This is a genomic window from Polaromonas glacialis (assembly GCF_000709345.1).
GTDB classification, from domain to species: domain Bacteria; phylum Pseudomonadota; class Gammaproteobacteria; order Burkholderiales; family Burkholderiaceae_C; genus Polaromonas; species Polaromonas glacialis.
In genome coordinates, this window is record NZ_KL448324.1 from 315165 (window position 1) to 337580 (window position 22416).

At 59.3% G+C, this 22416-nt stretch carries 21 protein-coding genes; 7 read left to right on the plus strand and 14 right to left on the minus strand.

All coding sequences use genetic code 11. The features are described from left to right. The first annotated feature begins 28 nt into the window (after positions 1–28). On the plus strand, positions 29–769 hold the full coding sequence (locus EC86_RS0121765) for a GntR family transcriptional regulator (protein ID WP_051676247.1): 741 nt from the start codon (positions 29–31) through the stop codon (positions 767–769). A gap of 8 nt (positions 770–777) precedes the next feature. Beyond that, a complete protein-coding gene (locus tag EC86_RS0121770; RefSeq protein ID WP_084181659.1) occupies positions 778–1980 on the plus strand; it encodes a YbfB/YjiJ family MFS transporter in 1203 nt (400 codons plus the stop codon). Positions 1981–2060: 80 nt separating this feature from the next. Here EC86_RS0121770 and EC86_RS0121775 read toward each other — a convergent pair whose 3' ends face one another. The 13 genes from EC86_RS0121775 to hydA form a co-directional block, all read right to left on the minus strand. Continuing rightward, complete coding sequence (locus EC86_RS0121775) at positions 2061–2750, minus strand: aspartate/glutamate racemase family protein (protein ID WP_029527962.1); 690 nt, start codon at positions 2748–2750, stop codon at positions 2061–2063. Then, positions 2747–3661, minus strand: coding sequence for a polysaccharide deacetylase family protein (locus EC86_RS0121780; RefSeq protein ID WP_029527963.1), 915 nt, complete (start codon positions 3659–3661; stop codon positions 2747–2749). The genes EC86_RS0121775 and EC86_RS0121780 overlap by 4 nt, the downstream gene beginning before the upstream one ends. Before the next feature lie 51 nt (positions 3662–3712). Further along, positions 3713–4933: a pyridoxal-phosphate-dependent aminotransferase family protein gene (locus tag EC86_RS0121785; protein ID WP_029527964.1), complete on the minus strand. Its 1221-nt coding sequence runs from the start codon at positions 4931–4933 to the stop codon at positions 3713–3715. Positions 4934–4988: 55 nt separating this feature from the next. Further along, positions 4989–5741, minus strand: coding sequence for a fumarylacetoacetate hydrolase family protein (locus EC86_RS0121790; protein ID WP_029527965.1), 753 nt, complete (start codon positions 5739–5741; stop codon positions 4989–4991). Between the two features lie 18 nt (positions 5742–5759). Further along, on the minus strand, positions 5760–7169 hold the full coding sequence (locus EC86_RS0121795; RefSeq protein WP_029527966.1) for an amidase: 1410 nt from the start codon (positions 7167–7169) through the stop codon (positions 5760–5762). A gap of 10 nt (positions 7170–7179) precedes the next feature. Continuing rightward, a complete protein-coding gene (locus tag EC86_RS0121800; RefSeq protein WP_029523712.1) occupies positions 7180–8472 on the minus strand; it encodes a TRAP transporter large permease in 1293 nt (430 codons plus the stop codon). Further along, entirely contained in the window at positions 8469–9080 is a 612-nt protein-coding gene (locus EC86_RS0121805) for a TRAP transporter small permease subunit (RefSeq protein WP_051676264.1), read from the minus strand. The genes EC86_RS0121800 and EC86_RS0121805 overlap by 4 nt, the downstream gene beginning before the upstream one ends. Positions 9081–9144: 64 nt before the next feature. Next, complete coding sequence (locus EC86_RS0121810) at positions 9145–10281, minus strand: TRAP transporter substrate-binding protein (RefSeq protein ID WP_232230002.1); 1137 nt, start codon at positions 10279–10281, stop codon at positions 9145–9147. 29 nt (positions 10282–10310) lie between these two features. Next, positions 10311–11591 (minus strand): TRAP transporter large permease, encoded by a 1281-nt coding sequence (locus EC86_RS0121815; protein ID WP_029527969.1) that lies wholly within the window; start codon positions 11589–11591, stop codon positions 10311–10313. Next, positions 11588–12112, minus strand: coding sequence for a TRAP transporter small permease (locus EC86_RS0121820; RefSeq protein WP_051676249.1), 525 nt, complete (start codon positions 12110–12112; stop codon positions 11588–11590). The genes EC86_RS0121815 and EC86_RS0121820 overlap by 4 nt, the downstream gene beginning before the upstream one ends. Before the next feature lie 28 nt (positions 12113–12140). After that, complete coding sequence (locus EC86_RS0121825; protein ID WP_029527971.1) at positions 12141–13157, minus strand: TRAP transporter substrate-binding protein; 1017 nt, start codon at positions 13155–13157, stop codon at positions 12141–12143. Positions 13158–13204: 47 nt separating this feature from the next. Then, a complete protein-coding gene (locus EC86_RS0121830; protein WP_029527972.1) occupies positions 13205–13966 on the minus strand; it encodes an aspartate/glutamate racemase family protein in 762 nt (253 codons plus the stop codon). Beyond that, entirely contained in the window at positions 13963–15396 is a 1434-nt protein-coding gene (gene hydA / locus EC86_RS0121835) for a dihydropyrimidinase (protein WP_029527973.1), read from the minus strand. The genes EC86_RS0121830 and hydA overlap by 4 nt, the downstream gene beginning before the upstream one ends. 603 nt (positions 15397–15999) lie before the next feature. On the opposite strand from hydA, the gene EC86_RS0121840 reads away from it, so the two are divergent. From EC86_RS0121840 to EC86_RS0121850, 3 genes are all read left to right on the plus strand, one after another. Then, the gene (locus tag EC86_RS0121840) at positions 16000–16719 is read left to right on the plus strand and encodes a GntR family transcriptional regulator (RefSeq protein ID WP_051676251.1); all 720 of its coding nucleotides are present in this window, start codon (positions 16000–16002) and stop codon (positions 16717–16719) included. Positions 16720–17008: 289 nt separating this feature from the next. Next, on the plus strand, positions 17009–18439 hold the full coding sequence (tnpC, locus tag EC86_RS0121845) for an IS66 family transposase (protein WP_232229797.1): 1431 nt from the start codon (positions 17009–17011) through the stop codon (positions 18437–18439). A gap of 384 nt (positions 18440–18823) precedes the next feature. Beyond that, complete coding sequence (locus tag EC86_RS0121850) at positions 18824–19543, plus strand: maleate cis-trans isomerase family protein (RefSeq protein WP_029527975.1); 720 nt, start codon at positions 18824–18826, stop codon at positions 19541–19543. Between the two features lie 23 nt (positions 19544–19566). On the opposite strand, the gene EC86_RS26500 is transcribed toward EC86_RS0121850, so the two are convergent. Then, positions 19567–19755, minus strand: coding sequence for a hypothetical protein (locus EC86_RS26500; RefSeq protein ID WP_029527976.1), 189 nt, complete (start codon positions 19753–19755; stop codon positions 19567–19569). Positions 19756–20124: 369 nt separating this feature from the next. On the opposite strand from EC86_RS26500, the gene istA reads away from it, so the two are divergent. Both istA and istB read left to right on the plus strand, forming a co-directional pair. Beyond that, positions 20125–21618: an IS21 family transposase gene (gene istA / locus EC86_RS0121860; RefSeq protein WP_029527977.1), complete on the plus strand. Its 1494-nt coding sequence runs from the start codon at positions 20125–20127 to the stop codon at positions 21616–21618. Continuing rightward, a complete protein-coding gene (gene istB / locus EC86_RS0121865) occupies positions 21615–22415 on the plus strand; it encodes an IS21-like element helper ATPase IstB (RefSeq protein WP_029527978.1) in 801 nt (266 codons plus the stop codon). Before istA ends, istB begins: the two co-directional genes overlap by 4 nt. Position 22416 lies beyond the last annotated feature (1 nt).

The window sequence follows — 22416 nt, forward strand, 5'->3', positions numbered from 1 at the left end:
CATCGGTACCTGAATCAAGCGAGACACCATGCCGCCTCCACGCAAAAACAAGTCCGCGGCACCGCCCCGCGAAATCCAGCCCGATGCCTCGCAGCTTGAGGTTGATGAAGAAAACCGCGTCCGCCACGCCATCGTGGAAGCCGTGCTGTCGCACCGCCTGCCGCCAGGCACGCGACTGGTTGAAACGCGGCTGTGTGAAGCTTTCGGCGTCAACCGTTCCCTGCTGCGCCGAGTCTTTGTACGGCTGGCCGGCGAGAAAGTGATTGAGCTGCAGCACAACAAGGGCGCGATCATTGCGCAGCCCGGCCCCGAAGAAATGCGTCAGGTTTTCGAAGCCCGGCAGCTGATTGAAAACGGCATCGTCCGCTCGCTCGGCAAAAAAGCCACGCCTCAGGCGCTGGAAGCCGTGCGCAAGCTGGTCGCGCAGGAAAGCGCGGCCTACAAGGCTGGCGAATGGTCCAAGTGGGTGCGCCTGTCCGGCGAATACCACCTGCAGGTGGCGCGGCTGCTGGGCAATACCGAACTCGAAGACATCCTGCGCAGCCTGATTGCCCGCACCACGCTGATGATCGCCCTGTACGACTCGCTGGGTCACAACGTCTGCTCCTTCGACGAGCACAACCACATCTTGGACGCCCTCGAATCAGGAGACAACGAGCACGCCTGCAAGCTGATGGGCGACCATCTTCACGGCGCTCAGGTCAAGCTGCAGCGCGACAGCAGCCCGCCAGAGATTGATTTGGTCGCGCTTTTCTCCATACCGTCCTGAGCATTGCCATGTCCGTATCGTCTGTTTCACGCTGGCAGGGTTTGCCAGCCGCGCTGGGCTTGGCGCTGGCGCCGCTGGTGGCACTCGGGTTTTCACGCTTTGCCTACGCGCTGCTGCTGCCGCCCATGCAAGACGAGTTTGCCTGGAGCTTTTTCAAGGCAGGCGCGCTCAATACCAGTAATGCCATCGGTTACCTGGCCGGCGCGCTGCTGGCGGCATGGATGGGTCGGCGCTGGGGAACGCTGCAGACCTTCACCTGGGCGATGGTGCTCAGTGCGCTGGCCCTGATGGCGACGGCCTGGCCATCGAGCTTTTCACTGCTTCTGGCGGTGCGCGCCTGCGGCGGCGTTGCGACCGCCGTGGCATTCGTACTCGGCACTTCGCTGGCTGCCAGCGCCATGCCGGGCCGCACAGCCACCGCGCTGTCGATCTACTTTGCTGGATCAGGGCTGGGCATCGTGCTGGCGGGCACGCTGATTCCGCTGGCGCAGGCAAGCAGCGATGCATTGGACTGGCGCCAGGCCTGGCTATTCATGGGCCTGGCGTCACTGCTGGCGTCGGCCCTGGCATGGTCTGCGGCGCGCGCGTCCATGCGGTCTTCGGGCAGCGCCGTCGCAGCTCCGGCACGGCCGGTTTGGGCCACGCTGCGGCCCAGCTTGATAGCCAACCTGTTTTACGGTGCAGGCTATGTAAGCTACATGACCTTCATGATTGCGTTGCTCAAGCGGCTGGGATTCAGCGCCACGCTCACTATGGTCTTTTTTGGACTGATCGGCGGAGCTTCGATGCTGGCCAGCCCGTTGTGGGGCAGATTACTGGGGCGGCTGAAGACTGGGGACGGCTTTGCGCTGGTGTGCTTGCTTGTTGCCATCGGCACCATGCCGGCGCTGATCTGGGCCGAGTCCTGGGCGGTAATCGCGTCTGCCCTCATTTTCGGCGCCAGCTTTATGGCCGGGCCGGCAGCGGTCAGCGTGGCCGCCCAACGGCTGTTGCCTGCGTCATCGCTGACCTGGGGACTGGCTCTGCTTACAGCTGCGTTTTCGTTGGGCCAGTCCATCGGACCTTTACTGGGCGGCTGGTTATCGGATTTCACCGGTTCCCTTCGCGCGGGCCTGTGGCTGGGGCCGGCACTGCTGATGCTGGGCGCTGTCAGTTCACTGCGACAACGCACGTACCGAATGTCACCAGAACCTTTTCCTGCCGTGAAATGAGGTCATCTTCAGTGGCCATGAAATGGGGCCAACCCCCCAACTCCAGTTCCACCAAAGAGGACTGGTGCCGCAGCCTTAAGCTACTTGCTGCCGGACTTCAGTGGATGACTCACTGATTGAGCCTTAATGGAAGATGCGGTCGACTGCAGGTGAGCGATGAGATTGGCGACTGGATCTATCACTTGATGAAACCCTTCTTGGCGCAATGCCTCACCCAATTCCAGCCCAACAGCACCGACGATGAAAATCGGCGCAGACGAGGTATCGGTCAGTTCACGACATACCTTTCGCAGCGAATTCAGGACAGCATCCCAAGCACTTTCAACCTCACCCGGCGCAAGCGGAAGTGTCGAAATATGCAGTACAACTCCTTGATTTTCCTTGATTGCAAACAGCGCCTGATAAAGCGGAGTCATAGAGGAGTCGAAAGTAATAGCCTGCAGCTGTTGCGCTTGGCTTCGATGCCAAGCCAAAACACTACGGGTAAAACCATAAACTTCAATCACACCAACGTCACGCGCAGCATCAAAGCCAGTATCCAAAGACGACATCATCACTAACCGTGTGAATCCTTGCGTCAGTTGTTTGTAATTTTTTTTAAAAATTCTCTGCGCCTTCATGTTGTCTTGCAGAGATCCGATGATTTTTGGTGCACCAGCCAGTTGACGGACTTCAAAGCTGGCTGGCGGCAAACCCTGAGCGGCAATTTGGCGCCGCAAGGTTTTTGTGATCGCGTCGTTCGAATTGGGGTTCAGAAACAATGTTTTCATGATTGCGTCCGATGCGCTGGAAAGCGCTCAATCCAAAACCGGGCAATATCCTCCCGGCGGCAGAACCAGATGTCCTCATGATTCGTCGCCCTCATCAGGAATTCACGCAATGCTTCCGCACGGCCAGGGCGCCCCGCGAGTCGTAGATGCAAACCGATTGACATCATCTTGGGGTGCGTTTTGCTTTCTCTGCGCAAACAATCGAGTGTGCGCTGCAAATGACCGATGAAATCATCCGGGGTGTTGAAACCTGGCGCAGTCGCATACCGCATGTCATTGCAATCGAAGCTGTAGGGTAAGACCAAATGGGGGCTATCGTTGGTCTGGGTCCAATATGGCAGATCGTCGTTATAGACATCGCAGTCATACAGTAGCCCATGCTTTTGTGCCAACGAGCGGGTATTTGGGCTAACCCGACCTGTGTACCAGCCCACAGGTCGCACGCCACACAATCGTTCAATAACATCCAGCGACTGCGACATGTGCCGGTTCTCGATTTCGCAATCTACTGTGTCATAGTCAATCCACCGGGCTCCGTGCGAGACAACCTCGTGTCCTTCCTGCACGATAGAGCGTGCCGCCTCAGGATGCTTTTCAAGAGCACTTGAAACCGCAAAGTAGGTTGCTGGAATTTTGCACTCGTGCAGAAGGTCAAGAATCCGCCAGTGGCCGACTCGGCTACCGTACTCGTAGTGAGATTCGACCGCAAGATTTCGCCGGCCACGACGGGGTTGAGCACCGGCTACATCACTGTTGAGAGCCTCCGAGCTCTCATCACCATCGAGCACACAGTTCTCCCCGCCCTCCTCATAATTGACCACGAGACTGAGCGCCATTCGTTTTCCTCCAGGCCATTCAAACTGGGGCTGCTCTCGTCCATAGCCCACAAAATCCCGGATCGATCCACTCATGGCAAAACTTCCCTTCTAAAAATGCACGAATTTAGCTGATTGCAAGGGAGTTCAAACCCTGGATGTGGCCGCGAAATACTCCATGGCGGTCACGACACCACTTTCCGCTAATGGCACGTTCGCGAGTTTGAGGCCCATTTCAACGCCTGAAATCGCCGCGAGAAGTGTCAGGTCGTTGCAATCGCCAAGATGTCCGATTCGAAACATCCGACCCTTGACTTTCCCCAGGCCTGCACCGAGTGACAAATCAAACCTGCCGTGTATGGATTTGCGAAGGGCGTCGGCGTCGATTCCTTGTGGTGTGACGATGCCGGTCAGTACCGGCGAATACACGCTTTCGTCTGCACACTGAATTTCAAGGCCCCAAGCCTGGACTGCGGCCCGTACGCCTTGAGCCCACCGCTGGTGACGAGCGAAGACCGTCGCCAGGCCTTGTTCCAGCAGCATGTCGAGTGCTTCGCTCAGGCCATAGAGCAAATTGGTATTTGGCGTGTAGGGCCAGTAACCGGTGCGGTTCATCTCAATGATCTCGTCCCAGGCCCAGAATGCCTTGGGCAACTTGGCCGTTTTACTTGCCTCAAGTGCCTTCGGTGACACGGCATTGAAGCTGATTCCTGGCGGAAGCATCAATCCCTTTTGGGAACCGCTGATCGTGACATCAACGCCCCATTCATCGTGTCGATAGTCGGCACTGGCGAGCCCGGAAATTGTGTCGACCATCAGCAGTGCCGGATGCTTCGCCGCGTCGATGGCTCGCCGCACGGCGGCAATGTCGGACGTCACGCCAGTAGACGTTTCGTTGTGAACAACACATACCGCTTTTATGGTGTGCAGCGTGTCTTCCTTTAAACGCTTTTCGATCATGTCAGCCTGTACGCCATGGCGCCAACTGCGCGGCAATCCGGTGATGCTGTCGATCCCCGGCAAGGCCAAAAATTCGGGTGCAAGACCCAGTCGTACGGCCATCTTTTGCCATAGTGAGGCGAAGTGACCCGTTTCATACATGAGCACCGCGTCACCTGGGCTGGCGATATTGACGAGTGCGGCTTCCCAGGCACCTGTGCCAGAAGCGGGGTAGATCACCACGGGGTGCTGCGTCTGGAATATTCGCTGCAGACCGGTGATGACCTGGGTCCCAAGGGCGCCGAATTCAGGTCCACGATGGTCGATGGTGGGCATGCTGATGGCGCGCAGAATACGGTCTGGTACCGGGCTGGGTCCTGGAATCTGCAGGAAATGGCGGCCACTGGCATGGTTGTTCAAAGCGATCATGGAGATTTCTATTCCTTGTAAGCGAGGTGATGTTGGAGGTACAAAGTTTTCTAGCCTAAAGCTGGACGGCTGCGTTGCCAATTCCAGGAAATTCGGCGGTCACCAAGTCACCGGCTGACGCGGTCAGAATGCCAACCCAGGTGCCGGTGGTCACTACGGTTCCGGCTAGGATGCTATGCCCGCCGTGCGTGGCGTGACGCAGCCACGCCGCAAGCAGGAAAGCGGGATCGGCGAGCGAATGGGTGCCTTGGCGCTCGACCGGCGGCTGCACGCCGATCTGGACCCGACACACCTGCGCAAGCCAGTCCCGCTGCGAAAATGGAACCCAGGGACCGAGAACGAGGGCGCCATGCGACTGGAGGTCGGCAAGCTTGGCCAGCGCGGGCGCCTCCAGTCCCTCCACCCAACGCGAATCGACGATTTCAATCGACACGCACATGGCGTCAACCAGTTTCACCGCATCATTCACGTCCAGCTTCAGCGCCAGCGCCGGGTCCACGTCGCATCCCAGACGCAATGCAATCTCGGCCTCGATGCCCCGCATGTGAAACGGCCATGCGCCGGCTGCGGCCGGACTGGACCACACACCATCCGGCGGCAGCGGCGCGTGCGTCAGCACAGCCTGGCGTGAGGGTCCGCCGGATTTCCAGTAGCCTGGCGATACATTGCCAAACCAACCGCAGGCCTGGGCCACAGCGTTTTGTGCGGCATAGGCCGCCTGAGCATCAGCCGGGCACAAACCTGCCGCAGAAACCGCGTCCTGTGTGCGTCGCGCCTCAATCAGATGGCGCGCTGTTTCATCAATCATGAATATATTTTCCTTTCATCACAGTGAGGGCCAGCGGTCGGCCCAGGGAGCGATCACCTCGTAGGCAGCCCCAAGCTCTAACAACGCCGTGTCGCGGCCGAATCCGCCAATCAACTGAAAACCAATCGGCAGACCTTCCGCCGATGGCGCAGTCGGTAGCGCCAGCGCCGGTAGCCCCGCCGCATTGACCCAGCCCGTGTAGACGGCGTGGCCGCGCGGACCGACGTCCTGGCCATCGATACGGCGCGGAAAGGCTTCTTGCGCCGGCCATGGTAGTGCTGCGGCGGATGGCATCACGATCACATCGAGGTTCTCAAACAGAGCCGCGCTGTCGCGCCGCAACTGCTTCACCCGCTCTAGGATCTGCCACAGGCGGGATGCCGGCAGGCATCTGCCAGCATCGGCCAACTCGCGGTACTTGGGTGACGCCTGCGCTTCCCACTCGGGATGCTGCGCAAACATGCTGGCCAAGCCGATCTGTCCAATCTGGGGCCAGGCTTCGACGAAGAAGTCCAGGTCCAACGGCAGTGTGCCCGTGTCGACATGGTGGCCCAAGGCAGCGAGCTGATCGACGGCACGGCCAACGCTGACGGCGATTTGCGGATCCAGCGGCGCCGTTCCCATGCGCTCGACATACAGCACGCGCAATGGCCCGGCCTGGCGTGGTTGCACAGCCGCTTGCGCCGCAGCGAGCGACGACCGGTCGACCGGCGCCGGTCCGCGAAGCGCATCGAACAGCAGCCGCGCGTCGCCCACAGTGCGCGCCAGCGGGCCGATCACTTCGAAGTCCAGCAGCAAACTGGGCAATACATGCTCACGCGGCCATGCACTGAGCGATGGCTTCAGGCCCACCACCCCTGCGTGCGAAGCCGGACGCCGGATCGACCCTCCCCCGTCCTGGCCAATTGCCAGCGGCGCGATACCGGCGGCCACGGCGGCCACGGCGCCGCCGCTGGAGCCGCCAGGCGTCAACGCCGGCGCCCACGGATTGCCAGTGACACCGAACAGCGGGTTGTCCGTATAACCTTCAAGCGCAAACTCGGGCACGTTGGTCTTGCCGACGATGAGGGCCCCGCCGGCGCGGGCGCGGGCCACCGCCAGTTCGTCGTGCCCGGTCTGGTGCTGGCGCAGGGCTGGTGTGCCCCAGGTCGTTGGCATATCAGACGTCAGCAGGCTGTCCTTCACGGTCAAGGGGATGCCATCGAGTGCTGACAAGGGCTGCGCTTGAGCGTGGCGCCTGGTAGCCGCCTCCGCTTCCTCTAGAAACCGCTCGTCGCGGCGGACAACGATCGCGTTCAGGTGCGGATTGACCGCGTCGAGCCGCACCAAGCAGTCCTGCGCCACCGCCAGCGGCGTCAATGAGCCCTCGCGAAAGCGGCGGTGCAGTTCCACAGCGGAAAGACGCCAGAGTTCAGGTGATTCGGTCATTGCATTCGCCTCACATCTTCGAGGGCAGCCAGGAGACGATCCCCGGGAATGCGATGATCAGCAGCGTGAACACGAGCATGATGATGACGTAGGGAACGGCGCCCACCATGGCGTCACGGATGCCGCCCTTGTCCGGCCGGATGCCATGCACGACGAACAGGTTCATGCCCACCGGCGGCGTGATCATGCCCAACTCGCACATCAGAACAATGAAGATGCCGAACCAGACCGGATCGACCCCCAGGTGGGTGACGATTGGAAAGGTGATCGGAATGGTCGCCACCATCATCGACAGCACGTCCATGAACATGCCAAGCACGAAATAAAAGACGACCAGCACCAGCAGCATCTGGGTGGCCGACAGACCGAACGATGTCACCCAGGTGGTCATCGCCTCGGCAACGCCCGTCAGACTGATGGCCAGATTCAGGATGAACGCGGCGGTGATGATCAAGAGGATCATGCCGCTGGTCTTGGCGGTTTGCACAAAACAGTGTTGCAGCAGCGTCCAGTTCAGCTTTCCGCCGTGCCAGGCGAAGAACACTGAGGTGACAACACCGAGCGCGGCCGATTCGGTGGTCGTTGCCAGACCGGTGTAGAGGCTGCCCATCACGATGAAGAACACCACCGCTGGCGGAATCAGGTCTTTCAGCAGGCGCAAGCGCTGCGCCAGCGGCACCTTTTCCTCACGGATGGTGCTGCCCGTCAGGAGCGCGTGGCCCATGATGAAGAGCATGAAACACCCGGTCAGCAAGAGTCCAGGCAGGATGCCGGCAATGAACAGCTTGCCGATAGAGGTATCGGTCAACGAGCCATAGATGATCATGTTGACCGATGGCGGGATCAGGATGCCCAGCGTGCCGCCGGCTGCGATCGCCCCGAGCGACATGTCCATCCGGTAGCCGCGCTTGTACAGCGATGGCAACGCCACCGTGCCCACGGTGGCTGCAGTGGCCACCGATGAGCCTGAGGTGGCCGCGAACAGGGCGCTGCAGCCGATGCCGGTGTGCAGCAAGCCACCGGGAAGCCGGCCCAGCCAGGCAGCCAGTGCGCCGAACATGCGGTCGGCGATACCCGAGCGCAGCAGCAATTCGCCCATCAGCACAAACAACGGGACGGCCGTCAGCAAGTTGTCGTTGTGCACGCCCCAAAGCACCGGGGCGATGGAGTCGATGAATGGCATGCCGTAAGCCAGCAGGCCGCCGACGATTCCAACCCCCGCCATTGCAACGGCGATGGGCAGCCCTAGCAGCATCATGCCGAGCATGAGGCCAAAGGCGAGCAGGATGTAAGTGACGTTCATGCGCGGGCTCCCGGGGCGGTAATGTGATGGACATGGGGCGCATCGTCGCTTGAGCGCGTCTTGAGATCTTCAACCTCTTCATCGACTTCCTGCTTGGTCGAGCGCGGGCCGTAATCGGCGTTCAGCTCGTCGGTACGGCCGCTCAGCAGTAGGATCGACGCATGGATCGCAAATGCTGCAGAGACCAGGGCGAACATGATCAGACCGAGCAGCCAAGCGCTTTGCGGGTAGACCAAGGGGGTCGCCCAGGGCGTCTGCGCCACACTTTGGTAAGCCTGTGTGTCCCGGATCACAAACCAGGCCAACCAGGCCATCAAGCCGGCGAACGCGGCCAGGGATGTGACCGACAACCAGTTCAACGCTGTTTGCAACCACCCCGGCAAGCGGTCGTGAAAGACATCTACGCGAATGTGCGTGCGGCCGATCAGCGCCAGACTGAAAGCGATCGTGGCCCCGATGGCCAGCGCGTAGCCACCCAGTTCATCGGCCCCCTGAAGCGACACGGTGAATACCTTGCGCATCACGGTCTCCACCGTCACCACCAACGACAGGCCCATGAAAATCAGGCCAAACAGTGTTCCGAGCCAGCGCTCGATGAAATCTTTCATCATGTCATCCTTGTTGAATGCAGTTCAGTGGGCAGCGCGTAATAGCACGCCACCACTGAGATGTTTACTGAACGCCGATCGCCTTGCCGACAGTTTTCTTCCAGGCATCAGAGCAGCCCGGGTTGGACTTGTTGCAGATTTCCGCCCAGGTTGGCAGCGAAACCGTGGACACGGCCTTGCGCAAGGTGGTAAGGTCTTCAGGCTTGACGGGCACATTGACGAGATTGAACTTTTTTCCTGTAGTGCATGGGTCCTTGCCGGCGTTGCAATTGAGCGCGTCCTGCGTCAGTTCCTGGGAATAGGTCCAGATATCGTCCGTCAGCGTCTTGAATGCCGCCTGCATTTTTGTTTTCTGGTCCGGGGTCAGTTTGTTCCAGGACTTGAGCGAGATCGCGTAACCGTTGAGCGCCATCTGGAACCCTATCGGGTACTGGTGGGTCGTCACCTCGGGCCAGTTCGACGAATTGGCAGAGCTCGGACCGGAGATGGCGCAATCGACAACGCCCAGCGACAAAGACTGGTGCACCTCGGTAAACGAAAGGGGCACCGGCGTGCCGCCGACGGATTCAATGAATTTGGACAGGTTTTGGTCGTAGACGCGCACCTTCATGCCCGCCAGATCGCCCAGCTTGGTGATCGGCTTCTTGCAAAACAGGATCTGCGGACCAAATGGCCAGACGCCCAGCAGCTTGACCTGAAAACTCTTTTGCAGTCGAGTGTCGAGCGTTTCAAGGTAAGCGTCGTAAACTTTGCGGGCGGTCGGATAGTCCGGGGAAGCGCCGACAAGGTCCATGCCCAGCAAAGTGGGCTCATCGCGTGAGTTCTGCGAGACCCGCAGCGATACGATGTCGAACAAGCCCGCCTTCAACACACGCAACTGCTCCGTGTCCTTGATGCCCAAGGTGTCAATGGATTTGTACTCGGCATCAATAGGCAGGCCTGTGTTTTTGGCGAAGTTGTCGAAAAATGGCTTTTCCTTGTTTTTTTGGATCAGGCCGGTCGCGGCCGGCTGGCCGACCACTTTGAACGTGATGCGCTCCTGCGCGCTTGCTACCGTAGTCAAGCCCACTGCCAGGGCCAAGGCAGCGAAGGTTTTGGTAAGACGGAACATATGAGAACTCCTTTTTCGATTGCGGGTGGGAAACGGGATTGAACTGCCGCGCGACAAATGACAGGTCGCAACGGCTGAGAAAAATGGCATGCACTTGACCTTTGTGCCTACTAAAGAGGTTAATAGCCGAGCGCGCGCGGCAAGGCCGTCACAACAGAGGGCACCAGCATGCATAACACCAGCACGGCATACATCAGAGCTATATAAGGCCAGGCATTGACAACCAATTCGCGCATGCGCACACCGGTAACGCCGGAAACCACGAACAACACTACGCCTACTGGAGGCGTTAGCATGCCGATCACCAGGTTCAATACGAATAGAAAACCAAAGTGCAGTGGGTCAATACCATATTGCAGGGCGATGGGGTGCAGCAGCGGCACCAGCATGATATAAGCGGCATTGGACTCCAGGAACATACCCACCACGAAGAGCAGCACAGCGACTAATGCCATGTAAGCCAAGGGATTAGTGGTCAAGTCTCGCAACACCTGAGATAGCAATTGCGGCAGAAGATCGACGGTCATCAGGTAAGTAATAATGGACGCAAAGGCTATTAAGGCACCTACCACCGCTGAGGTAATCGCCCCACGGATAACCAGGCCTGGTAAGTCGGCCAGCTTGAGGGTGCGGGTAACGAAGAAGCCAAGTAGCAGGGAGTACACAACCGCAATTGCGGAGCCTTCGGTGGCAGTAAAAGCGCCTCCGACAATGCCGCCGATCACCAGCACCGGCATGGCTAGCACCACCAGTGATCGGCGCAGCTCTGTCAAAACGGTGGCAAGGCGAAACGGCTCACCAGTGACCGCCCAGCCGCGCTTGGTGCAGATCCAAACGTTTACTCCGATAAAGCCAAAGCAGATGATCAAGCCCGGTACCACGCCAGCCATAAACATTCCTCCCACTGATACTGACGAGCCAGCCATGAAGGCGTAGACAATCATGGCTCCAGAAGGGGGGATGATGGGGCCGAGATTGGCGGCGGCGGCGACGATGGCGGCTGCAAAGCCTTTGTCATAGATCTTCGAAAGTGAAGGCCCTAGAATCGACGACAGGGCACTTGCATCCGACACGGCTGCGCCTGACACCGTGGCCAGACCAGCACCGGCCAGCATGGTCACATGCGCCATACCGCCGCGCACCCGGCCTACCAGAGTATTCGCCAGCGCAATCAACCGTTCCACAATTCCAGCTTTAATCATTAGTTCGCCGGCCAGCATGAAAAACGGGATCGACATCAAAGGAAACGAGTTGATCGAATGCATCATGCGCTGCGGCACTACGGACATATCGACCCCGGTCAACCATAATGCGAGCAGCGAAGCGACGCCCATCGCAAAGGCAATCGGTAGCCCGAATAGTGCCAGCAACATGAATCCAACAACAACCATCGTGCTCATTCGGCACCTCCGATGTGGGCCTGCGGCGGCCCCACAATCACAATACGAACCAAGTGCAAGGCGGACAACAATGCACCGATACACACGGGCACAATGAACCAGCCTACGCTCCAGTCGAGCGTGGACATTAGTTCATCCCACTGTTCACGTGCCACGCCAAAAGCCGCCCATGCGATGACTGCCATCATCAGCGCGCTCATTGCCGCAGCGATACGCTTTAGCGCAGCACGCAAGACGGGTGGAAGCTTGTCGGCCACAATGTCGATACCAATGTGGGCGCCTTGGCGCACACCCAGAGGAATAGCAAGGAAAATTGACCATACGAAGGCGAGTCGACCGAGTTCATCGGCCCAGTCTATGGAGAGGTTGAAGCCGTAGCGCAAACCCACCTGTGCCGACACGACTCCCACCATGACGGCTACGGCTGCAAGCAGCAAGCCAGTAACCAGTTTGTCAACACCATTCAACGCGTGCTCCAGCCAATTTGGCGCGCGTTCAGGCATAGTTGCTATGGCATTCATTTGAGACTCCTAAATACAGGAAGTCGGATTAGTTCTTGACCGCTTCGGCCAACACCTGATTGACCAGATCAGCGCCGGCGCGTTTCTTGACATCCTCGATCACTGGTGCTGTGGCCTTGCGCATTTCTTCGAGAGCAGAGGGTGCAATCTCGGTGTAAATCATCTTGGCTTTCAATTCAGCAAGGGCTTTAGCCTCGCTTTCGATAGCGAGCTTGCGCTGGAACGTGATGGTTGACATCATGGCTTCGCGTACGGCCTTTTGGTGCTCGGGAGTCAGTTTCTCAAATGCTTTCTTGCTTGCTACCACAGCGATGAAGTCAAAGAAGTGACCGGAATTAGACAGGTGCTTCTGCACTTCGCTATAGCGACTGGCGCTAATCACCGTGTACGGGTTTTCCTGTGCATCGACCACACGCTGCTCAAGCGCCGAGTACAGTTCCTTGACGTCCATCGCTACCGGGTTGGCGCCAAGTGCACGGAACGAAGCCAGATGAGTTTCGCTGGGCTGCAGTCGTAGTTTCAGACCCTTCAGATCGGCTATGTTCTTGATTGGACCGCGGCTGTTGGTGATATTGCGCGAGCCTAACTCCATCCAGCCCAGAGCAATGAAGCCTTTGTCCTGTAGTTTCTTGTCAATTGCAGCGCCGACAGGACCGTCGATCACTCTAAAAGCCGTTTCGCGGTTGCGGAACACGAACGGCAGGCTAACCGCTTCCAATTCGGGCACAATGCGCGACAAAAACGCGCCACCAACCCAGGTCAATGCCAATGTGCCAGAACGCACAGCGTCAACGTTTTCCTTAGCGCCACCTAACTGCATTGAGGGAAAGACATCCACCTGCAACTGGTTATTGGTCAAACGCGCTACTTCCTTCTTGAAAACTTGGTCAACTGCAACACTGCTGGGGTGCTCCCCGGCGAAATTACCTGCAATTTGTAGCTTTTGCTGCGCAAATACAGAAGTGCTGAAGGCCATGACTGCCGCCGCGTAAGCGGTTAGGGTGAAACAACGAGTCATTTGGGTAAAAGTGGGTTTGCGATTCATGTTAAAAATCCTTTTAGAATGTCGCGGGTTATAGAGCCTTAATGAATTCAGAACTGGCGCCGCAGCGCACCTGCCGCCAGCAGCTCCTCAATTGCAGGGGGCAGGCCACGATTTGGTTTTGTGGGCGGCGGCGCGAAACTGCCGCGCCGGGTCTGGCTCAACTGCATTGCAACCAGCGATTCGGCATGGCGCACTGCACTCGACACGCCATCGACGACAGGTACCGGTAACTGATCATGGAGTGCGCGGGCCAAGCCTGCAAGCGGTGCACCGGCGAGCACAATAACGTCAGCGCCATCCTCGTCGACTGCACGCTCGGCCAGAGCCTTTAGGGCTTGCTCGTGTTCGCTCTGAATATCCCCGATGCTGGACAGTGGGCGATCCAGCGCACGAATACTGGCCAGCCGGGAGCTGAAGCCGTACGCCGTGATCACCTCGCGGTACCAGGCCTGAATCCGCTGCGAAATAGCGATCACCGAGATCCGGTTACCCAGCAGGTGGGCGCTGGCCAGCGCCGCTTCGGTTAGCCCGGTCACGGGCACCGGCAAGACCTCTCGCAGGCCACTCAGTCCGGGGTCGCCGAAGGCGGCCACCACCACCACGTCGAAACGCGCATGATGTTCAGCCGCCAGTTGCGCCGTGGCATAGGCCCCGATCAATGATTCAAAACGGGTCTCGATATAGGCCACACCGAAGGGCGCGGTCAGGACCTCGATCTCTGTCCCTGGTGAGGCGCTGCGCTGTGCCTCAACGCGGATCAAGTCGGACACCGTGTCTGAAATATTGGGGTTGATTAGCAGCAGCTTCATGACGACCCTTCCGACTTCCTAGGCATCAGTGTGGGCAGGCCGCACGCCAGAAATCGACCCCGGCCCTGGCGCGGATGGAAGCCCTGTTCATCCCAGACCACTTCTCCGTGCGCCAAGGTAACGGCTGGCCACGCCTTGAGTGACATGCCTTCGTAAGGTGTGTAGTCCACGTTATGGTGAAGTTGGGCGTTTTTCAATGTCAGCGGGCGTTCATCCCAGATCACCAAGTCGGCATCGCTGCCGACGGCTATCGTGCCCTTGCGCGGATGCAACCCATATGCCTTGGCGGGGTTGGTGGCCGTCAGCTCGACGAAGCGATTGAGCGTGATGCGCCCGCCGAGTACGCCTTCGGAATAAAGTAACGCCATGCGAGTCTCAATGCCCGGAATGCCATTGGGAATATGGCGAAATATCACTTCCTCGCCGCCCGGTTTCTTCCCTTCGGGCGAATCGAAGTTGAACGGCGCGTGATCGGAAGAAAAGATGGTGAACAGCCCATCAGCCAACCCTTGCCAGATCACTTCCTGATTGCGCTTGTCGCGCGGCGGCGGGCTGCAGACACAGCGCGCACCCATGTAGCTGTTGTCGAGCCCCAAGTCTTCGGCGCTGAGAAACAGGTACTGTGGGCAGGTTTCAGCGAACACATTAAGGCCATGGCTGCGCGCCCAGCGAATCTGGTCGACCGCTTCCCGTCCCGAGACATGCACGATAAGGACCGGCACATCAACCAACTCAGCCAGCGCAATGGCGCGTTGGGTGGCTTCCCGTTCTACCAACATGGGTCGGCTTTGGGCATGAAAGCGGGGCGCAGTGCGGCCGGCGGCTTCAAGTCTTTTCGTCAGCCATTCGATGCAATCGGCGTTCTCTGCATGAACCATGGCCATGGCGCCGTGTTTTCTTGCCACATCGAACACGTCGAGCATTTGCCCATCGTCAAGCTTCAGGTCGTCGTAAGTCATGTATATCTTGAACGACGTGTAGCCTTCGGCGATCAGTTCGGGCAGTTCCTTATTGAGCACCTGCGGGGTCGGATCGCTCACGATCAAGTGGAAGGCATAGTCCACATGGGCGCGACCGTTGGCACGGCGGTGGTAATCATCCACTGCCGCACGCAGCGACTGGCCTTTTTCCTGGGCCGCAAAGGGAATTACGGTGGTGGTTCCGCCGCAGGCGGCAGCACGCGTGCCGCTGTCGAAATCATCGGCCATGCGCGCCGGCGGCTCCATCGGCTGGTCCAGATGGCAATGCGCATCCACGCCCCCAGGCGTGACAACGCGACCTGCGGCATCGATTTCGCGCACACCGGGCACCAAAGAGGCGCCAAGTTGCACGATGCGCCCGTCACGGATGCCGATGTCGGCTGAATAGGTGTCGCTCGCCGTTGCAATCAAGGCATTGCGCACAACAAGGTCAAATGCGGGCTGATTCACGAATATGCTCCCTGTGCACCACATTGCGGCATAAGTGTCGAATCTGGTGCAGACAGTGCTGCACACGATGAATATTTACGATAGTTATGACGTGTTGTGTTTTTCATATTCGGTATGAGACCTCTGTAAGCAAATTACGGGCCTGTTTGGCTTGTGCCGACAGGCGATTTAAGAAACTATATGTTGACAATAGACGTTAAATATAGGTGTTTACACTAATGTTGACAATATTAGTACTTAATGTTTTAGTGATGTACGCAGCTTTTTCTGATTTTTCAACAACGTAAAAAGGGCGATTTCATTCAATCTCTAATCGGTTATTCGCTGAACTTTTTGAATCAAAGAGCAGGGCGATATGCCAATCCCGCGTGCATCAATGCCTTGAGTCTTTCGCGACCCACTGATGGTGGATTCCTGGTCGTGTCGAGTGGGGCTCGCTATTCGTAGTTAGTGGTAACACATGAAACGAACGTCTGACCTGCTGGCTAAAATGGCATGCCCCTTGCACTTCTACGGCGACTCGTAGTCGACGAGCAAGCGTGTCGGCAAACCTGCCGACAATGCGGCTCCCATGGCTGCGTTGCCACAACTGAGAAAGTACCTATGTCTCCCCCTGCCCGCAAAACAACCCCCGAGGTTCGTCTTGAGCGTGAAACGGCGAATGATGAGATTTACGAGAGAATTTACGTCGCCATCGTTGAGCATCGCTTGCATCCGGGTACCAAGCTTGGCGAAGACCGGCTGGCGAACATCTTCGGCGTCAGCCGGGCGCGCATACGCGAAGTCTTGGCACGCCTGGCGCATGAGCAGATCGTCAATCTGTTCCCGCAACGAGGTGCCTTTGTTGCCAAGCCAACGCCCGAGCAAGCCATGGATGTCTTCGAGGCGCGGCGTCTGATCGAGCCCGCCCTGCTACGCCGCCTGATTCACACGCTGACGTCGGAAAAGGTGGCTCGCCTGCGGCAGCATCAGGAACTGGAAATCGATGCCCGGCGGCGCGACGACAAGCATGCGGTCGTGAGGCTCTCCGGCGAGTTTCACCAGTTGCTCGGTGTGTTGGCCGGAAATACGGCACTGGCGCGCAGCATACGGGAACTGTCCATGTTGACCTGCCTGATTATTGTGCTGTATGACGCGCCAACCGCATCGAGTTGCCTCGTCGACGAACACTCTGCCATTGTGGATGCCATTGCCAAACGCGATGCCGCACGAGCCGAGCAACTGATGCTGGGGCACCTCGACCATATTGAGAAAAGTCTCAAACTCGACAGTTCGACGGAAGAAGTGGACTTGGAAGCCGTGTTGGGTCTCCAAATTCGATGACCCACAAAGAGGCCAGGCCATCTTTGAAGCGGAGGTGGCACATCCCGGCGCATGCCTGCATGAACGGGGCGATGCATGCCCCGTTCATGACGGGGCAACCCAAAATTGGGTATCACAGCGGCTACCACTGTGGCATCAGAAGCGATAGCCATGCCTTTGTCAAAAAATCCGAAATTAATAAAAGAGGATTAGCTATGGCCAACAATTGTGTTGACACTTATGTTGACTTTTTGTGACTGTTCAGCCCTCCTGAATTGCAGCCCAAGGGGTTTATGTCAAACTTGAAGCCGTGCAAGAACCAGACGCTACTGCCGACCTGACGCTCCAGGCCATGAACGAGAAAGCCCAAGCGCTGCAAGGGCAAGTGCAGGCGCTCACGAGCGAAGTCGAAAGACTGCGTTTGCGCATCAAGGAGCTCGAAGGCCAGGCATCGAAGAACAGCAAGAACTCGAGCAAGCCGCCATCTTCGGACGGCTTGAAAAAGACGACCTCGCTGCGCGTGGCCTCGGGCAGGAAGCCGGGCGGTCAGGCCGGGCACGCGGGCAAGACGTTGGAGCAAACAGACAGGCCAGACATCGTCATCCGGCATGCGCTGCCCGAGCGCTGCGATGCCTGCCAGGCGACGCTGTCCAATAGTGATGCGCAAGTTCACCGGCGCGGCCAGGTGTTTGACATCCCGGCCGTGCGTTTTGAGGTGGTGGAGTTCCAGACGCTGCAACTGCGCTGCCCGTGCGGCAAGCTCCACGAGAACGAGTTTGCGCCCGAAGTGTGTGAAGTCGCGCAATACGGCCCGAACGTGCGGGCGCTGGCGGTGCACCTGACGCAGGGCCAGTTGCTGCCTTTCGCGCGGGCGGGCGAACTCATCAAGGACCTGTATGGACTGGACATCTCGCCGGCCACGCTGGTGCAGTGGGTGCACGAGGCCGCGCAGGCGCTGGTGCCCACGGTGCAGGCCATCGTGCAAAGCGTGCAGGCCGCAGCGGTGGTGCATGTCGATGAATCGGGCCTGCGCGTAGCGTCTTGCCTGCAGTGGCTGCATACGGCCGCCACGGCCACCCACACTTGGTACGGCGTGCATCCCAAGCGGGGCATGCAAGCAATAGCCGACCATGGGGTGCTGCCCAACTACGCGGGCACGCTGGTGCACGACTGCTGGGCGCCCTACTGGAGCCTGGAGTGCGCGCACTCGCTGTGCGGCGCACACTTACTGCGCGAGCTGATTTATCAAAAAGAGACCACTGCGCAAGCGTGGCCCCAGGGCCTTATCGAGTTGTTGCTGGCCGCTGACCAAGCCTGCAAGGCGGCGCGTCAGACCGATACGGCACTACAGGCTGTGCAGGTCGAGGTCTTTGCCAGCCAATACCGCGCCTTGGTGCAGGAAGGCCAGGCGCAAAACCTGCCAGCGGCCAAGGCGCTAGGACAACGTGGCCGGGCCAAGCAGTCAGGTGCCTTCAACCTGCTGCGCCGGCTGTTGGAGCGAGAGCAGGAGGTACTGCGCTTCATGCGCGATTTGGGTGTGCCCTTTACCAACAACCTGGCCGAGCGCGCCATTCGCATGCCAAAGGTCAAGCAGAGAATTTCAGGCTGCTTTCGTACCTTGCCGGGCGCGCAGAATTTCTGCACCATCCGCTCCTATCTGGACACCGCGCGCAAGCAAGGCTTTGGCATGCTTCACGCCATGCGCGCCGTCTTCTCGGGACAGGCCCTGGCGCTCGCGTAGGCTGAACAGTCACGACTTTTTTATATACTCCAGAAATGTTGTCGAAAGCTACAAATCTGGTCAGTCAACGCTTTCACAACAGCAGACTGGGCCGGGACTTACTGATCGTTTTGACAGACGTTCCGGAATGCAACACCTACCAAAGAGACCTTCCTCATAACTGTGTCAGCCGCCGTTGTCGACTTGGTCGGCGGCGTTGGCGGTCTGTCAAACTGGCAGTCGGGTTATTGACTGAATGCACGTTCACCGTGCTGGCAGGCGTCGCCTCATTCTTTTGTCTGACCGACCATCCCAAGGATGCGAAATGGCTGACGGCACGGGAGAAGCGACTCGTCGCACACGCACTGCCACAAGACCACAAGGCATCCATCTGAAAGCAAACTCATGACCAATCGAAAACTTATTGGCGTGCTAACGCCTTCTTCCAACACGGCGCTGGAGCCCCTCACAAGCGCCATGGTCAATAGCTTGCCAGGCGTCTCGGCACACTTCTCACGCTTCACCGTGACTGAAATTTCGATGCGTGACCAGTCGCTCGGTCAATTTGATGACAGCAAGATCCTGGAAGCGGCCCGTTTGTTGGCCGATGCCCATGTCGATGTCATCTGCTGGAGCGGAACCTCGGCCAGTTGGCTCGGATTCGAGAAAGACGAGGCGCTGTGTGCACGCATCACGGAAGTGACCGGCATCCCGGCGACCACCTCGGTGCTTGCGCTCAACGAATTGCTGGCGGCGCAGGGCGCAAGCACAATGGGCTTGGTCTCGCCCTATGTCGCGGAGGTGCAGCAGAGAATTGTTGCTAACTACGCCAGATTGGGCATTGACTGCATCGCCGAGCAGCACCTTGATCTCACCGTCAATTTCGCCTTCAGCGAAGTACCACCCGACACGCTGCGGCGCATGCTGCGTGAAGTTGCTAAACAAGGTCCTGATGCCATCACCATCATGTGCACCAACCTGCACGGCGCCCAATTGGTGGACCTGATGGAACAGGAACTGGGTATTCCCATCTATGACTCAGTTGCCACGGTGGTCTGGAAGGCGCTCAAGAGCGTTGGCGTTGAATCACACGCACTCAAGGGCTGGGGCCGTCTGTTTATATAAGCGGCTTCGGATCTGAACGCGTTTTAGTCGGATGCGACGCCGCAAAGTGTGCGCTGAATCTCGGTAGGCAGCTTGCTATTTGTATATGTCAACAGCATCTTGGCGCGCTCGACCTCGCGCTTTGCCGCCATCCGCGAACTGGCCAATTCTTTCAACATCACATGATCTTCATCGTCCAGCACCAGTGCTTCCCTTGTGGTGGGCGTTGCCATCCCGAGGGCCGGCCGAGATTTCGAAGGAACCCGGCGGTTTTCACTCAAATCGGTTGATTGAATGAAACGAAATACTAAGTACAACTTCATAACCTCTGTGGGATGTGAATAGCGCCGATGATGGACCGCATCCCATCGGGTCTGCGGCTATAGCGGTCGAAAACTCTCTTGTGACTTCCAGCCGCGCCTCGATGCAGCTGAACAGTTCGCAGTGGGTGACTTCGCGTTTGAAGTGCCTCCAGACTGGTTGACGACAATTACCTTGGCCGGTTGACGACAACTATGTTGGCCGGGTAGAGGCCTTCGCCGGGCGGGTCCGGGAGGCGGGGCTACCGTTAGACCTTTCGACATTTATCGAAAGTAAGCGGCATGCCCGGCAAGACCATCACGGACCACCAAGTGCAAAAGTACAAGCAACACCGCAACAAGCTCACCCAAGTCGCGGCCGCCGCCAGAGCCGGCATCAGCGAACGCAGCGCCCGGCGCATCGAAGGCGCGCCAAGCCTGCCTTCCCAGCGCCCCGCCCGCGACTGGCGCACCCGGCAAGACCCGCTGCAAGCGGTGTGGGACAGCGAGGTCGTGCCGCTGCTGCAAGCCGATGCCCAGCTCAACGCCGTCACGCTGCTCGAAGAACTTCAGCGCCGCTACCCGGGCCAGTGGGACACCAGCGTGCTGCGCACCCTGCAGCGGCGCGTGCGCCAGTGGCGCGCGCAGTTTGGCGCCGAGCGTGAGGTTTACTTTGCCCAGGAGCACCCGCCAGGGCGCCAGGGCCTGTCGGACTTCACGGTGGCCGATGGCCTGAACGTGGAGATTGAGGGCTGTGCGTTTCCTCACCGGCTGTACCAGTTTGCGCTGGCCTATTCAGGGTGGCGCCATGCGACGGTCATCGATTCGGGGGAGAGTTTTATCGCCTTGTCCACCGGGCTGCAGGCCGCACTGTGGGCGCTGGGCGGCGTGCCCGAAGAGCACCGCACCGACAGCTTGTCGGCAGCGTTCAACAACCTGGCCGAGCAGGAGTCGCTGACCGGGCGCTACGACGAGCTGTGCCGCCACTACGGGCTGCGCGCGACGCGGTGCAACCCTGGCCAGTCCAATGAGAACGGCTCCATCGAATCGCGCCACGACTCTTTGAAGACCGCGCTGGACCAGGCGCTGCGACTGCGCGGCAGCCGCAGCTTTGACAACCGCAGCGCCTACGAGGCGTTTGTCGCCGCCATCGTGCAGCGCTTGAACACCCGCTGTGCCAAGCTGCTGGCCATCGAGCGCCCCATGCTCAGGCCCCTGCCGGTGCGCCGCACGGCCGAGTTTGAGGAGATGCCCGCCAGGGTCAGCAAATACGGCATCTTCACCCTCAAGGGTGCGCAATACAGCGCGCCGAGCCAGCTCATCGGCCACCGCTTGACGGTGCGCCAGTATGCCCAGCACATCGAGTGCTGGCTGGGTGGGCAATGCGTGCTCAGTCGTCCAAGGGCCACGCCCCAGGACGGACAGCGCCACGGCAGGAGTATCGACTACCGCCATCTGGTGGGCGCCTTGAAACGCAAACCCGGCGCATTCGCCCGCTGGGTGCTGCGCGACGCAGCATTCCCGCGCGCGGTGTACCGCCAGACGTGGGAGCGCCTGGCAGCCCAGAGGCCCGAACGCGAAGCGTGCAAGACGATGGTGGGCCTCTTGGTGCTGGCCGCTGACGGCCATGAAGCACAACTGGCCCAGGAACTCGAGCAGTTGATTGAGCTGAACCAGTTGCCCGACCTGAACGCCTTGACCGCGTTGCTGGCGCCGCCCAGAAGCGAAGTGCCTGACGTGGCAGTGACGCTGCCCACGCTGGCGTCCTATGACGCGCTGCTGGAGGTGTCAGCATGAGCGCGGCGTCAATTACGACAACTACCTCGGCGCGCCTGGGCATGATGCTGACGGATTTGCGCCTGCCCACCATCAAGCGCCTGGCCGGTGACCTGTGCGCGCAGTCGGACGCCGAGGGCTGGCCGGCGCACCGGCTGCTCGAAGCGCTGCTGGAGCATGAAATCAATGAGCGCGAGGCCCGGCGCATTGACCGCCACCGCAATGAATCAAGCCTGAGCCCGGACAAGCGACTCTCCAGCTTTGACTTCTCGGCCGTGCCCAGTGTGTCAAAGGCTCAGGTGATGGCGCTCGCCGAGGGCACCGAGTGGCTCGACCGGGGCGCCAACGTGCTGCTGTTTGGCCCGCCGGGCACCGGCAAAAGCCATTTGGTTTGTGCGCTGGGGCACGCGTTGATTGACGCCGGGCGGCGGGTGCTGTTCACCCGCTGCTCGGACTTGGTGCAGCGCCTGCAGGCGGCGCGGCGTGATTTGCGCCTGCCGCAGGAGCTGGCCAAACTGGACCGCTTTGACTTGCTGATTCTGGACGATTTGAGTTATGTGCGGCGCGACCAGGCTGAAACCTCGGTCCTGTTCGAGCTGATATGCGAGCGCTATGAACGCAAGAGCCTGGCCATCACCGCCAACGCGCCATTTTCCCAATGGGGCGAGGTATTTGTCGAGCCCGCCATGACGCTGGCCGCAGTTGACCGCCTGGTGCATCACGCCACCATTTTGGAAATGAATGTGGAGAGCTACCGCCGCCGCGCCGCGCAGGCGGGGCATGCCCCGCCTGCGCGAAAGGCTCGCTCAACAACGTAAC